Genomic DNA, 14,267 nt, shown 5'->3' with positions numbered 1-14,267 from the left:
GCGACGATCAGCGGGGCGTACGGATCGGATAGCTGCCCTGGTAGGCGAGGCGCCCGTCGGCGTCGGCCGCCAACCGGTCGAGGATGTCGTCCAGGTCCAGGAACGCCTGCCACCGCTGCACCCCGACGGTGTCGGCGATCCGGTCGAGGACGAGGGTTTCCAGGTCGGTGACCCGCTTCGCCTTCCAGATCTTGTCCGCGAGGCTGACGAGCAGGTCCTCGACGGTGATTCCGGTCCGGGTCCAACTGCCGTGGCTGCCGGCGAAGCGGGCCAGCCGGGCGGGCACACCCTCGGCCAGCAGCAGTGCCTCACCGGCGGGTTCGTGTGCCGTACCGGGGCCGGAGAGTTCGTCGATGTGGATGACCTTGCCGATGTCATGGGTCGCCGCCCCGTACAGCACCGCCGGACGGTCGACCGCAAGCTCCGGAAAACGGCCCGTGACCAGGTCGGTGAGCTGGTCCGCGACGTCGTGTACGGCACGCAGGTGCGCGGCCAGCCGCGGTGGGGCGTCCAGGCGCCGGAGGAGGTCGACCACCTCGTCCGGCAGCGGACGCAGCGACATGCCGGTGTCGGTGAGCGCGTTGTCGAGCACCGTGTTCGTCACCGGGGCCAGGGTACCGACGGCGACCTACAACAACTTCTCGATGGTGATCGGTAGCGACCGGATCCGCCGGCCGGTGGCGTGGTGGACCGCGTTGGCGATGGCGGCGGCGACCCCGACGATGCCGATCTCACCGATGCCCTTGATCCCGACCGGGCTGAACCGGTCCGGCTCGCCGACGAACACGACGTCGAGATCGGGTACGTCGGCGTTCACCGGGATCAGGTAGTCGCCGAGGGTCGCGTTGGCCACCCTGCCCGTACCGGGGTCGAACTCGGTCTGTTCCAGCAGGGACATCCCGATCCCCATCACGGTCGCCCCGAGGACCTGGCTCCGGGCCGTCTTCTCGTTCAGGACCCGGCCGGCGTCGATGGCGGTCACCACCCGGGCGACCCGCAGCACGCCGAGGTCCTCGTCCACCCGTACCTCGACGAACCGGGCGGCGAACCCGCCGGCCGGCATCATCCCCGCCCCCTCCGCCTTCGGTTCCACCGCCCCGTCGGCGGTCAGCTCGTCGAGCCCGTGCCGGTCCAGGATGTCGGTGTAGGTCTCCCCGACCGACGGATCGTCCACCAGGTGCAGGCGCCCGCCGGTGGCGGTGACGTCGTCGGGTCCCCTGCCCCGCAGCGGTGACCCGGCGTCGTCGGCGACCGCGTCCAGGAAGGCACCCACCAGGTTGCCGGCGGCCTGGTGCAGCGCCCCGCTCAGGGACATCGCCAGCCCCGAGCCGCCGGACTGCGGGGCGAGCGGCAGGTCGCTGTCACCGAGGTCGAAGCGGACCCGGTCGAGGTCGAGGCCGAGCAACTGCGCGGTCAGTTGGGTCGCGATCGTGTACGTGCCGGTGCCGAGATCGGTCGCGGCGCTGCGGGCGTACGCGGTGCCGTCCCGGCGGATCGAGATCCTGGCCCGGCACGGGGCCTGGTACCAGTCGAAGGTGACCCCGGCCATCCCGTACCCGATCAACCAGTCGCCGTCGCGCATCGACCGGACCTCGGGATTACGGTCCGCCCAGCCGAACCGCTCGGCGCCGACCCGGTAACACTCCCGCAGCGCCTTGCTCGACCAGGGCAGCCCGGTGCCCGGCTGGACCTCGGCGTAGTTGCGCAGCCGGAGCGCTATCGGGTCGCACCGCAGCCGGTACGCCACCTCGTCCAGGGCCGACTCCATGGCGAAGTTGCCCTGGGTGGTGCCGGGGCCGCGCATCGCGCCGGGGTTGGGGATGTTGAGCCGTACCTGGCGTTCGTGGGTGGCGACGTTGTCGCAGTCGTACGAGTTGGGGGTGGGCATGGTGACGGGTTCGAGGTTGGTCTCCTCGATCCCGATGGTCGAGGTGGCCTCGTGGTCGATGGCCAGCAACCGGCCGTCGCGGGCGACGCCGAGCCGCAGCCGCTGCCTCGTCTCGGGCCGGTGGCCGATGGAGGTGAACATCTGCGGCCGGGTCAGCACCAGCTTGACCGGGCGGTCGAGCATCCGGGCGGCGAGCACGGTCAGGATCGCGTGCGGCGGGAAGCGGAGTCCGGCGCCGAACCCGCCACCGATGAACGGTACGAACACCCGGACGTCCTGCTCGGCCAGCTCGAACACGGTCGCCAGGGTCTGCCGGGCCATGATCGGCCACTGGGTCGACTCGTGCACGACGAGCCGTCCGGCTTCCCATCGGGCCACGGTGGCGAACAGGCCGAGCGGGTTGTTGGTCTCGGGGGAGATGGTGAAGGTCTCGTCGTAGGTCACCTCGGCCGAGGCGAGCGCGCCTTCGACGTCGCCCCGCGCCGTGTCGAGCCCCCACGCGTTCTGCTCGACCGGCGCGTCCGGGTTGGTGAAACCGAGGACCGGGGTCGTCGGCTCGTAGCCGACCTTCACCAGCCGGGCCGCCGCCACCGCCTGCTCGGACGTTTCCGCGACCACCATCGCCACGTGCTGGCCGTAGTGCACGATCCGGTTGTCCTTGAACGGGAAGCGGGCCGAGGGTCCGAGGATCGTCATCGGCCCGTCCGGGAGGGCGGGCGTGTTCTCGTACGTGATCACGGTCAGGACGCCCGGTACGGCCCGTGCCGCGGCGGCGTCGATCGCGCTGATCGTGCCGGCGCCGATGGTCGACTGCGCCAGTGCGGCGTACGCCATTTCCGGATAGGAGACGTCCGACGGGTAGGGGGCCGCCCCGGAGACCTTGAGCGGGCCGTCGACCCGGTCTACCGGATCGCCGAGGAGCTTGGTGTCCACGGTCACCGGGCTCACGACCGCACCCCGGACACGTCACGCAGGGTCCGGACGATGGTCCGCTTGGCCAGTTCGACCTTGAACTCGGTGCCGGGCACGGTGAACGGGTCCCGGATCTCCGCCTCCGCCGCCGCGCGGAAGGTGTCGACGTTCGCGGGCGCCCCGGTGAGGACCGCCTCGGCCGCGCGGGCCCGCCAGGGGATCGTCCCGACGCCACCGAGCGCCAACCGGGCGGACGTGATCACGCCGTTGTCGACCACGAGCGCCGCGGCGGCCGAGGTGAGCGCGAACTCGTACGAGGCCCGGTCGCGTACCTTCAGGTAGCCCGAGCGGGTGCCGGGCGCCGGCAGCGGCAGATCCACCCGTGTGATCAATTCACCGTGCCGGAGCACGGTCTCGATCTCCGGGCTCTCCCCCGCGGGCAGGTAGAACTCGGTCAGCGGCACGGTCCGCTCCCCGTCGGTGCCCCGGAGGTGCACCTGCACGTCGAGCGCCACCAGCGGTACGCAGAGGTCGGAGGCGTGCAGCGCGATGCAGCGTTCGCTCGCCCCGAGGATCGCGTGCATCCGCGCCACCCCGGTCACCGCGGCACACCCCGAACCCGGTACGCGTTTGTTGCAGGCCGCCACCGCCGAGTCCCGGAAGTACCGGCAGCGCGTACGTTGCAGGAGGTTGCCGCCGATCGTCGCCATGTTGCGCAACTGCGGCGAGGCACCCGCCAGCAGCGCCTCCCGGACGAACGGCACCCGTTGCGCCACCACCGGGTCGGCGGCCAGGGCATCCATCGTGGTCAACGCGCCCACCCGGAGGGTGTCCCCGTCGCGGGTGATTCCCCGCAGCGGCAGCCGGCCGATGTCGACGAGGCGGTCCGACCGGATCACACCGTCCTTGAGCAGCAGGTCGAGCTGGGTGGTGCCACCGGCCAGGTAGGCGGCACCCGGATCGGCGCTGACTAGGTCGACCGCGCCGGTCACGTCGTCGGGGCGTACGTACTCGAAGAGGGTCATGACCGGTCACCGCCCGCCGTGGCCCGACCGGCTCCGACGACCTCGACCTGGTCACCCTGCGCGGCGACGTCCCGGATCGCCGCCACGATGTTCGGGTACGCCCCGCACCGGCACAGGTTGCCGCTCATGAACTCGCGGATCTCGTCGTCGGAACCCGCCCGCCCCGCCCGGAGCAGCGCGATCGCCGACATGATCTGCCCCGGTGTGCAGTACCCGCACTGGAACCCGTCGTGGCGGACGAACGCCTGCTGCACCGGGTGCAGCCGCCCGTCGGAGGAGAGGCCCTCGACGGTGGTCACCTCCCGGCCGTCGCACTGGACCGCGAGGACCAGGCAGGACACCACCGACTCACCGTCGAGCAGGACCGTACAGGCACCGCAGGCGCCCTGGTCGCAGCCCTTTTTCGTACCGGTCAGGCCGAGGTGTTCGCGCAGCGCGTCGAGCAGGGTGACCCGGCTCTCCAGGCGCAACGGCCGCGCCTGCCCGTTGACCCGCAACGTCACCTCGACGCCCGGGGAATGTCCGGCTGTCATGGATACGACCCCTCCGCGTGCTGCTCGGGGGGTGGTGTCCACGAGGCGCACGGACGACGAACGCCCTGCCGGGAATGTACCGGTGCCGGCCGCCGAGGACGGGCCGAACCGCTCAGGAAGGGCACCTTCCGGTGCGGAAGGTGCCCTTCGCCGCCGACGGCGTCCTTCGCTACCGGCGGGTGGTGAGGATGAGGTCGGCGACCAGGGCGGTCCACCCGGTCTGGTGCCAGGCGCCCAGGCCGGCGCCGTTGTCACCGTGGAAGTACTCCGGGAACGCGATCAGGTCCTTCCAGTCCGGGTGGCGCTGGAACAGGTCGCAGGCCCCGTACATCGGCCGCCGCCCCCAGTCGTCGGGTACGAACAGCGAGATCAGCCGGTTGGAGAGGTCGTCGGCGATCTCGCTCAGGGTGCGCTTGGTCCCGGACCGGGTCGGGTACTCGATCAACAGGTCGTCGCCGAAAAACGCCGCGTAGTCGCGCAGAGCGTGGATCAGCAGGTAGTTGGTCGGCATCCAGATCGGGCCGCGCCAGTTGGAGTTGCCGCCGAACAGCCCGCTGGTCGACTCGGCCGGTTCGTAACCGACGGTGAAGTCCTGCCCGCCCAGCGACACCGTGAACGGCTTGTCCAGGTGCTGTCGGGACAGCGTGCGCAGCCCGTACGGGGAGAGGAACTCCTCCTCGTCGAGCATCCGGCCGAGCAGGCGTACCACCTGGTCCGGGCCGACCATGGACAGCAGCCGCTGCTGGCGGCCGTCCGGGGCGAGCCGGCGGGCGCCGAGCACGTCGGCGTACTCGGGTTTGTGGGTGAGGAACCAGCGCAGCCGGGCGGCCAGTTCGGGGAGTCGGTGCAGGGTCTTCGCGGTCAGCCGGGTGGTCGCGGCGAGCGGGAGCAGCCCGACCACGGAGCGGACCTTCAACGGCACCTTGCTGCCGTCGGGGAGCCGGAGCTGGTCGTAGAAGAAGGAGTCCTCGTCGTCCCAGAGCCCCTGCTTGTACGCCGCCCCCGCGATGTACGCGAAGTGCTCGAAGAACTTGGTCGCGATGTCGGCGTACGTGGGGTCGTGCTGGGCCAGGGCGAGCGCCATGTCGAGCAGGTTGAGCGCGTACATGGCCATCCAGCCGGTGCCGTCGGACTGCTCCAGCACCCCGGCCACCGGCAGCGCCGCCGACCGGTCGAACGGCCCCACGTTGTCCAGCCCGAGGAAGCCGCCCTCGAACACGTTGTTGCCGTTGATGTCCTTGCGGTTCACCCACCAGGTGAAGTTGAGCAGGAGCTTGTGCATCACCCGGGCGAGGAAGTCGTGGTCCCGCCCGCCGTCGATCTCGAACACCCGCAGCGCCGCCCAGGCGTGCACCGGCGGGTTGACGTCGGCGAACGCCCACTCGTACGCCGGGATCTGCCCGTTGGGGTGCAGGTACCACTCGCGGAGCAGGAGGACGAGCTGGGCCTTGGCGAAACCCGGGTCGACCCGGGCGATGGTGACGCAGTGGAAGGCCAGGTCCCAGGCCGCGTACCAGGGGTATTCCCAGGGGTCGGGCATGGAGATGACGTCGAAGCTGTTCATGTGCCACCAGGCGCTGTTGCGCCCGTGCCGGCGGCCGGGTGGCGGCGGCAGCGACGCGGGGTCGCCGTCGAGCCACTGCTGCACGTCGAAGTGGTAGAACTGCTTGCCCCACATCAGCCCGGCGATGGCCTGCCGGGCCACGTCCGCCTCGTGGGCCGGGACCTCTGCCGGGATGATCCGGGCGAAGAAGTCGTCCGCCTCGGCCCGCCGGGCGGCCAGGGTGGTGGTGAAGTCCTGCCCGAGGTCGAGTTCCGGGGCCGGGGCGGTGCCCGGTGGCGGGGCGGTCAGGGTGAGCCGGACCCGGATCTCCGCCTGCCCACCGGCGGGTACGTCGAGCACGTAGTGCAGCGCGCCCTTGGTCCCCTCCCCGGCCGGGTTGACCGTGGCCGCGCCGGAGACCACGTGGTCGTTGATCCCGTCCTTCGGGTAGAGGCTGCGTCCGGGCAGGTCCCAGAGCCGTTCGGCGTTGGTCTCGTTGTCGCAGAGCAGGGCCGTCGGGTCCCCGTCGCCCTGGAGGACGATCTGGCCGAGGATGCCGTGCTGGCCGACCAGCCGGGCGTCCGCCCCGGTGATCGTCGGTACGGCGTCACGGCCGGGCAGTCCCCAGGCCCAGGTGTTGCGGAACCACAGGGTGGGTAACACGTGCAGCCGGGCCGCCTGGTCACCCCGGTTCGCCACGGTGATCAGGACGCACATGTCGGTCGGCGACGCCTTGGCGTAGTCGACCGTCACCGCCCAGTAGCGGTCGTCGTCGAAGATGCCGGTGTCGACCAGTTCGTACTCGGTTTCGTCCCGGCCCCGCAGGCCGTTGACCGAGACCAGGTCGTCGTACGGGTACCGCGCCTGCGGGTAGTGGTAGCGCCAGCGCATGAAGGAGTGGGTCGGTGTGGAGTCCTGGTACCACCAGTACTCCTTGACGTCCTCGCCGTGGTTCCCGCCGTCACTGCCGAGCCCGAACATCCGCTCCTTGAGGATAGGATCGGCGCCGTTCCACAGCGCGAGGGCGAAGCAGAACGTCTGCCGATCGTCGCAGACGCCGGCCATGCCGTCCTCGTTCCACCGGTAGGCACGGGAGCGCGCATGATCGTGCGGGAAGTAGTCCCAGGCCGTACCGTGCTCGCTGTAATCCTCGCGTACCGTTCCCCAGGCCCGCTCCGACAGATAGGGACCCCATTGTCGCCAGGCCTGCTCCCCCGAGTCGGCCTGGGCCAACCGGGCCCGCTCCGCGTCGTTGCCCGGTGCTGCGGCGGCCGGCACGTCGCTGATCACCTCCACCTTCTCGATCTTCCGTTGGAAGATCCCTCGCACGAACTTGACCACACTCGCCATTGTTCCTGGGGCGTGTTACAGACACCCTCGTGGGGCGTGCATCGGGAGGAAGATTGATCGAGATCGGCTTCGGTCCGCAGGTCTGTGGCCAACTGAGCGCGGGTGCCAGCCGCGAATGGCTGGTACCGGACGGTCGGGGCGGATACGCCATGGGCACGGTCAGCGGGTTGCGTACCCGCCGCTACCACGGGCTGCTGGTGGTCGCCGGGGACACCCCGGCCGTCCGGCGGCTCGGCCTGGCCAGCCTGGACGCGGCGATCACCCTTCCGACCGGCACCCAGGTCCGGCTGGCCACCCACGAGTGGCACTCCGGGGTGGTCGACCCGCGCGGCTTCGAGCTGCTCGAACGCTTCGACCTGGTCGACGGGCTGCCGCGCTGGCGGTGGCGGATCGGCGACCTGGTGATCGAACGCGAGCTGGCCATGGCGTACGGGCGGTCCTGCGTCGCCGTCGTGCACCGGCTGATCTCCGGTGGGCCGGTACGGCTGAACCTGGCCGCCGCCTGCACCTGGCGCGACGCGCACGGCGAACGGCGGGCGGACGGGCCGGCGCCCCGGGTCGAGCAGGTCGCCGACGGGGCGGTCGTCGAGGGGGCGTACCGGCTGTCCGGGCCGGGCTGGCAGCCGACCGGTCAGTGGTGGCACGGGGTGCACCACCGCGAGGAGGCCGTCCGGGGACTGCACCCGGAGGAGGACCTGTGGCACGCCGGGACCTTCTCCGCCGAGCTGTTCGGCCCCGGCGACACGGTGTCGGTGCTGGCCTGGGCCGACGACCTGGGCGAGCAGCCGCCACCGGCGGTGGAGATCGTCGCGCAGGCGCGGGCGCGCAACCGTCGGGTGGTGGCGGCGGCCAAGCCGGCCGACCCGGTCGACGCGACCCTGGCCCTGGCCGCCGACGCGTTCGTGGTGCAGACCCGTACCGGGCCGGACGTGGTGGCCGGTTACCCGTGGTTCGGTGCCTGGTCGCGGGACACGATGACCTCGTACGAGGGGCTGTTCCTGCACACCGGGCGGGCCGACGAGGGGCGCGACCTGCTGCGGTCGTACGCGGCGACCCTGTCCGAGGGCATGTTGGCGAACACCGCCGACACCGGTCGGGTGGAGTACAACACCGCCGACGCCACGCTCTGGTTCCTGCACGCGGTGGCCCGGCACGTGGAACTGACCTCGGACACCGATCTCGCCGACGAGCTGCTGCCTGCCCTGCGCGCGGTGGTCGACGGTCACCTCGCCGGCACCCGGTACGGGATCGGCGCCGACCCGGTCGACGGTCTGCTCACCCAGGGCGCCCCCGGTGAGGCACTGACCTGGATGGACGCCCGGGTGTACGGGATCCCGGTGACGCCCAGGGCGGGCAAGCCGGTCGAGGTGAACGCCCTCTGGGTCAACGGGCTGGCCGCGGTCACCGAGCTGGCGAACCTGGTGGGGCAGGATCCGGGTGCCGCGCCCCAGGCCCACGAGCGGGCGCTGGCCTCGTTCCGGGAGCGGTTCCCGACCCCGGCGGGCTGGCTCTACGACGTGGTCGACGCACCCGCACCGACCTACCCGCTGGGCGGGGCCGTCCTGCACGACGACGACCTGGTCCGCCCCAACCAACTCCTGGCCTGGTCGCTGCCGTACGCGCCGCTCGACCCGGACCCGGCGACCGTACGGCTGCTCGGGGCGGCGCTGCTGACCCCGCTCGGCCCGCGCAGCCTGGCCCCGGACGGTCCCGGCTTCCTCGGGCGGCACCGGGGCGGCCCGGCCGAGCGGGACGGGGCGTACCACCAGGGCACGGTCTGGCCCTGGCTGATCGGCCCGTACGTGGACGCCGCCCGCCGGGCGGGTATGCCAACCGGCGATACGTTGATCGGCATAGATTCACATTTGCCCGAATTTGGCCTAGGCTCGGTCAGTGAGACGGCGGACGGCCTCCCGCCGCACACCGCCACCGGCTGCCCGTTCCAGGCCTGGTCGGTGGCCGAGGTGCTGCGGGTCCGCCGGCACTGACGCGAACGGCCGGCAAATTCACACCCGCGTCATCCGATCGCCACGCCCACGACTTCCGGTTCACGCGCATCTTCCACGTTCCGACGCACATATTTCATACCGTCGAGCAAAACCTCATTGGCCCGCTGGACAAAACTGACCGATCGCCGTTACATGACCGCAACGGCCGCGTCTTCGCTGGTTATCTCCGTACCGGCAGGATTGGGCCAACCCAAAAGGACGCGCCACGGCACCCGCTCAGGTGTCCGCTGGAGCCTGCGCCGAAACAGACTTGGAGGGCCGGTCCATGTCACCGAACGCCGAGGTAATAGACATCCGGTCGGCTCGTAAGCAGCGGATTCTGATGCTGTCCTGGGAATACCCACCCGTCCTCGTCGGCGGACTCGGCCGACACGTCCACGCCCTCTCCGTCGCCCTCGCCGCCGCCGGCCACGACGTCACCGTCATCACCCGCCACGCCGACAACGCCCCCTACGAGGAATACGCCGACGGCGTCCGCATCATCCGCGCCCCCGAAGACCCCGTCACCTTCCCCCTCGCCACCGACTCCCTCCTCGCCTGGACCATGGCCTTCAACCACACCCTCACCCGCGCCGCCCTCCGCGCCAACAACACCAGCACCGGCTACGACGTCATCCACGCCCACGACTGGCTCGTCGCCCACACCGCCATCAACCTCAAAGAACACCTCGACATCCCCCTCGTCACCACCATCCACGCCACCGAAGCCGGCCGACACCAAGGCTGGCTCCCCGGCGACATGAACAAATCCATCCACTCCATGGAATGGTGGCTCAGCCACGAATCCAGCCGCGTCATCACCTGCTCCGGCTACATGCGCGACCAGGTCAACAACCTCTTCAACCTCCCCACCACCCAGATCGACGTCGTACCCAACGGGGTCGACGACCGGGCCTGGCACGCCAAGCCGAGGGCGGTCGCCTCGGCCAGGGCCAAGTTCGCCGGGGACGGTCCGCTGATCGCCTTCGCCGGCCGCCTGGTCTACGAGAAGGGCGTCCAGCACCTGGTCCACGCCATCCCCCGGCTGCGCGACCGGCACCCCGGACTGCGCCTGGTCATCGCCGGCGACGGTCCGTACCGCAACGAGCTGCAGCACGAGGCGGACCGGCTCCGGCTCGACCAGACCGTCAACTTCCTCGGCTTCATGAACGAGAGCCAGTTGCCGGCGGTCCTCGGCGCCACCGACGCGACCGTGGTGCCCAGCCTCTACGAGCCGTTCGGCATGGTCGCGCTGGAGGCCGCCGCGGCCGGCGCCCCGCTCGCCGTCGCCGCCACCGGCGGGCTCGCCGAGATCGTCGAACAGGGCGTGACCGGGGTGACCTTCCCGCACAGCGACCCGGAGGCGCTCGCCGGTGCCGTCGACACCCTGCTCGCCGACGGGGTCTTCGCCCGCCGGGTGGCCCGCCGGGCCAGGACCATGGTCACCGAACGGTACGGCTGGTCCGCGATCGCGGCCCGCACCGCGGCCACCTACACCAGCGCCGTACGCGAGGCCGGTGCCACCGGCAACCGGCTGACGGCCGGGCGCCCGCAGCGGATGGTGGTGCCGGAGGGGAACCTGCTCGCCCTCGACTCCGCCGCCTGCTGACCCCGAACGCACCCCGTTCCACCAGCGACAATCCCCCGACGGACGACCGGTTCACTGATCCGGAGGATGTCCAACCACCCCGAGGCTGGCTATCGTTTACGGCGGGTGGCGGATGGGGGATCAGACGTGCAGCAGGTGCTTCTCGCTGGGCGCTACCGCCTGCTGCACACCGTCGGCCGGGGCGGGATGGGCCGGGTCTGGCTCGCCCGCGACGAGATGCTGCACCGGGACGTGGCGGTCAAGGAGGTCGTGCCTCCCGAGTGGATGACCGAATCCGAACGCGACGACCTGCGGTTGCGTACGCTCCGGGAGGCACGTACGGCCGCCCGGCTGAACCACCCCAACGTCGTACGCGTCTACGACGTGATCCACACCGGCGACACCCCCTGGATCGTGATGGAGTACGTCCCGTCCCGGTCGGTACAGGAGGTGCTGCAGACCGACGGCCCGTTCTCTCCGCTGCGTACCGCCCAGATCGGCCGGGACGTGCTGGCCGCGTTGCGCGCCGCACACCAGGCCGGGGTCCTGCACCGCGACGTCAAGCCGCACAACGTGCTCATCTCCGACGAGGGCCGGGTGGTGCTCACCGACTTCGGACTGGCCACCGTCGACGGTGGTGACGGCGCGATGACCCGGGCCGGCATCGTGCTCGGCTCCCCCCAGTACGTCGCACCGGAGCGCGCCGCCGAGGGCACCTCCAGCGTCGAGGCCGACCTCTGGTCCCTGGGCGCCACCCTCTACGCCGCGGTGGAGGGACGCTCGCCCTACGCCCGGTCGACCGCGATGGCGACCCTGACCGCGCTGGCGGTGGCGCCACCGGACCGAACCCGGCTGGCCGGTCCACTGCGCCCGGTGCTCAACGGACTGCTCCGCCGCGACCCCCGGCAGCGGCTCAGCGCACCGGAGGTCGACCGGCTGCTGCGCCGGATCACCGACGCCGGTCCGAAGTCGCCGCGGCACACCTTCACCCGCCCCCGCCGGCCCGAAGCCGCGCCCGCGCCCGTGCCGGCACCCGTACCGCCGGTGGACGCACCCGCCGGGACCGCCACCAGCATCGCCTTCACCACCCTGTCCGACGCCCGCCGCCGGATCGGTTGGCGGGCGGGTACCTCGGTCGCGGTCGGCCTGGTCCTGCTCGCCGCGCTGGGTACCGCGCTGACCGTGCACGCCCAGCGGGACACGGACCGGGCCGGTGCCGCCGCGCCGGGTACGGACCCGACACCCCGACCGCCGGCACCGCCACCGGCACCGGCGTTCCCCTGTTCCGCCCGCTCCGACGCCACCACCCGGGTCGTCGAGGCCCCGCCACCGGCCGGTGAACGGTACGCGCTGGTGCCGGGCTGGACCTGGTACAGCGACCCGACCGGGTTCCGGATCGCCGCCCCGATCGGCTGGCGGGTCTTCACCGACGGAGCGGCGGTCTGCTTCCAGGATCCGGACAGCCCACGGGTGCTCAGTGTGGATCCGTCCACGAATCCGACGCCCGACGCGCAGGCGTACTGGCGGGCGGAGGAGGCGCGGCTCACCGACCGGGGCGCACTGCCCGGTTACAGCCTGGTCACCATCGGGCCGCTCGACCTGCACGAGGGCGGTGCCGAGTGGGAGTGCCGCTGGACCAACGCGGCCGGCAGGCAGGTGCACACCAACCGGATGCTCTTCCACACCTCGGCAACGCGGGCGTACACCGTCGCCTGGCTGACGTCCGAGTTCGACTGGCAGGTCAACCGGGTCTACCTGCCGATGCTGCGGTTCAGTTTCCGCCCGGCCCGATAGCCGGTTGCGGCCCCGCCGGTCAAGTCGGACCCGGTCCGGGTCCGCATCCCGACGCATCTCCGGAATGGAGGGTCCCGGTGATTGCCTGGAGGCGTCGCGTTTGGCAAAGTGATCGCGCTACGTGGGGTGATCCTGGGGAGGACGCACAACATGATGGGACCGTCCCATGCACTGTCCGGCGCTGCCGTCTGGCTCGCCGGTTCCTGGGGGTTGTACCAGTTCGCCGGCTACGAGCAGTCGCCGCTGGCGATCGCGGTCGGTACCGCGGTCTGTGCCGGCGGGGCGCTCTTCCCGGACCTCGACATGTCCGGCAAGGTCACCCGCAATCAGGGTGGCGCGACCGTGGCCCGTACCTTCGGGGTGGTCTCGCTCTTCTTCGCCGAGGTGATGGAGAAGATCTCACTCGGCGTCTACCACGCGACGAAGCTGAGCAAGGACCCCGATCGCAAGAACGGGCACCGCACGCTGACCCACACCCTGCCCTTCACCTTCCTGATCGGCTGGGGCACCACCGCGCTGTGCACCGCGTACGGCAAGTGGGCGGTCATCGGGATCCTGTTCTTCATGATCGGGCTGGCGCTGCGCGGCCTGTTCGACGAGTGGGCCAAGAAGGCCGGCTGGGTGATCGTGACCCTGGTGTCGGCGGGGGCGGCGTACTTCACCTTCCTGCACCTGCCCGGTGACCGTGGTTATCCCATGCTCGGGCTGGCGGTCGGGGTCGGCTGTTTCGTCCACATCATGGGCGACTTCATCACCAGCGCGGGCGTGCCGATTCTCTGGCCGATCCCGATCAAGCGTCGGATGTGGTGGATGATCGGCCTCCCGAACAAGATCGCGGTGGAGGTCGGCGGCAAGGTCGAGACGAAGGTGCTGCGGATCGCGTTCACCGTGGTCTCGCTGCTGGCCGCGGCGGGTCTGGTGGCACCGGGAGTGCTGTCCCGGTTCAACATCGAGATCTGACCCGACCGACTCGGGAACGGCTACACCAACGGGCGGTCCTGATCGGACCGCCCGTTGATGTTCACGCTCAGACCGCGACCCGCTGGGCCGGCACCGGTACGGTCAGCCCCCAGTGCGCCATCAGCTCGGGTGAGTCCACCCTGCTCCCGTCGGCGATCGCGTCGCAGGCGATGTCGACGATCTGGTGCTTGTGTGCGAGCAGGTACGGCCGGGCGCCGACGTCGGCGTTGGCCAGCGTCGCGATCCCGGCCCAGTGTCGCCGGCCGAACAGCATCGGATAGCCGCGCAGCCCGCTGTAGGTGGCGCAGACCAGCACGTCCGGGTACGGCAACGCGGTCACCCGGCGGATCGCCGCGCTGGTCAGGCCGGGCATGTCCACCGGCACCACCACCACGGCCTCGATGTCCGGGTCGCTGAGGGCGTCCAGCCCCATCCGCATGGAGGAGCCGATCCCGGTCCCCCACGACCGGTTCACCACGACCGTCGCCTCGGACAGGTCGGCGGTTGCCCGTACCTGCTCGGCTGCGGCCCCGAGTACGACCACGACCGGGTCGCAACCGGCGTCCCGCACGCTGTCGAACACCTGATTCACCAGTGGCCGCTCACCCTGGTGCAGCAACGCCTCCGGGCCACCGATCCGGCGTCCCCCGCCCGCGGCAATGATCATTCCTGCGATCCGACTCAGC

10 protein-coding genes are annotated in these 14,267 nt (G+C 71.1%); 4 read left to right on the top strand and 6 right to left on the bottom strand.

Going from position 1 to position 14,267, the window contains the following annotated elements; genetic code table 11:
- Positions 1–7: 7 nt before the first annotated feature.
- The 5 genes from OIE47_RS25745 to OIE47_RS25725 all read right to left on the bottom strand — a co-directional run bounded on the left by OIE47_RS25745 (position 8) and on the right by OIE47_RS25725 (position 7,251).
- Positions 8–604 carry an HD domain-containing protein gene (locus tag OIE47_RS25745; RefSeq protein ID WP_326557090.1) on the bottom strand — a complete coding sequence of 199 codons (597 nt, stop codon included), beginning with the start codon at positions 602–604 and terminating at the stop codon, positions 8–10.
- A gap of 24 nt (positions 605–628) precedes the next feature.
- Positions 629–2,836: a xanthine dehydrogenase family protein molybdopterin-binding subunit gene (locus tag OIE47_RS25740; protein WP_326557089.1), complete on the bottom strand. Its 2,208-nt coding sequence runs from the start codon at positions 2,834–2,836 to the stop codon at positions 629–631.
- Positions 2,833–3,825 (bottom strand): FAD binding domain-containing protein, encoded by a 993-nt coding sequence (locus OIE47_RS25735; RefSeq protein WP_326557088.1) that lies wholly within the window; start codon positions 3,823–3,825, stop codon positions 2,833–2,835. The genes OIE47_RS25740 and OIE47_RS25735 overlap by 4 nt, the downstream gene beginning before the upstream one ends.
- A complete protein-coding gene (locus OIE47_RS25730; RefSeq protein WP_326557087.1) occupies positions 3,822–4,358 on the bottom strand; it encodes a (2Fe-2S)-binding protein in 537 nt (178 codons plus the stop codon). The genes OIE47_RS25735 and OIE47_RS25730 overlap by 4 nt, the downstream gene beginning before the upstream one ends.
- Positions 4,359–4,527: 169 nt before the next feature.
- A complete protein-coding gene (locus OIE47_RS25725; protein ID WP_326557086.1) occupies positions 4,528–7,251 on the bottom strand; it encodes an MGH1-like glycoside hydrolase domain-containing protein in 2,724 nt (907 codons plus the stop codon).
- 53 nt (positions 7,252–7,304) lie between these two features.
- On the opposite strand from OIE47_RS25725, the gene OIE47_RS25720 reads away from it, so the two are divergent.
- The 4 genes from OIE47_RS25720 (at position 7,305) to OIE47_RS25705 (ending at position 13,581) form a co-directional block, all read left to right on the top strand.
- A complete protein-coding gene (locus OIE47_RS25720; protein ID WP_326557085.1) occupies positions 7,305–9,239 on the top strand; it encodes an amylo-alpha-1,6-glucosidase in 1,935 nt (644 codons plus the stop codon).
- A gap of 286 nt (positions 9,240–9,525) precedes the next feature.
- On the top strand, positions 9,526–10,848 hold the full coding sequence (locus OIE47_RS25715; protein ID WP_326557084.1) for a glycosyltransferase family 4 protein: 1,323 nt from the start codon (positions 9,526–9,528) through the stop codon (positions 10,846–10,848).
- A gap of 126 nt (positions 10,849–10,974) precedes the next feature.
- Positions 10,975–12,621 (top strand): serine/threonine-protein kinase, encoded by a 1,647-nt coding sequence (locus OIE47_RS25710; RefSeq protein ID WP_326557083.1) that lies wholly within the window; start codon positions 10,975–10,977, stop codon positions 12,619–12,621.
- Positions 12,622–12,771: 150 nt separating this feature from the next.
- Complete coding sequence (locus tag OIE47_RS25705; RefSeq protein WP_326557082.1) at positions 12,772–13,581, top strand: metal-dependent hydrolase; 810 nt, start codon at positions 12,772–12,774, stop codon at positions 13,579–13,581.
- 67 nt (positions 13,582–13,648) lie between these two features.
- Here OIE47_RS25705 and OIE47_RS25700 read toward each other — a convergent pair whose 3' ends face one another.
- Positions 13,649–14,248 carry a nucleotidyltransferase family protein gene (locus OIE47_RS25700; RefSeq protein WP_326557081.1) on the bottom strand — a complete coding sequence of 200 codons (600 nt, stop codon included), beginning with the start codon at positions 14,246–14,248 and terminating at the stop codon, positions 13,649–13,651.
- Positions 14,249–14,267 lie beyond the last annotated feature (19 nt).

This window comes from Micromonospora sp. NBC_01796 (assembly GCF_035917455.1).
Taxonomy (GTDB): domain Bacteria; phylum Actinomycetota; class Actinomycetes; order Mycobacteriales; family Micromonosporaceae; genus Micromonospora_G.
Note: the sequence above shows the minus strand (reverse complement) of the source record. Positions and strands in the feature narration are given on the sequence as shown.

Excerpts from the sequence above, each read along its gene's own strand:
- OIE47_RS25730 (WP_326557087.1), bottom strand. The coding sequence starts at position 4,358 with ATGACAGCCGGACATTCCCCGGGCGTCGAGGTGACGTTGCGGGTCAAC.
- OIE47_RS25715 (WP_326557084.1), top strand. The coding sequence starts at position 9,526 with ATGTCACCGAACGCCGAGGTAATAGACATCCGGTCGGCTCGTAAGCAG.
- OIE47_RS25725 (WP_326557086.1), bottom strand. The coding sequence starts at position 7,251 with ATGGCGAGTGTGGTCAAGTTCGTGCGAGGGATCTTCCAACGGAAGATC.
- OIE47_RS25735 (WP_326557088.1), bottom strand. The coding sequence starts at position 3,825 with ATGACCCTCTTCGAGTACGTACGCCCCGACGACGTGACCGGCGCGGTC.
- OIE47_RS25705 (WP_326557082.1), top strand. The coding sequence starts at position 12,772 with ATGATGGGACCGTCCCATGCACTGTCCGGCGCTGCCGTCTGGCTCGCC.
- OIE47_RS25700 (WP_326557081.1), bottom strand. The coding sequence starts at position 14,248 with ATGATCATTGCCGCGGGCGGGGGACGCCGGATCGGTGGCCCGGAGGCG.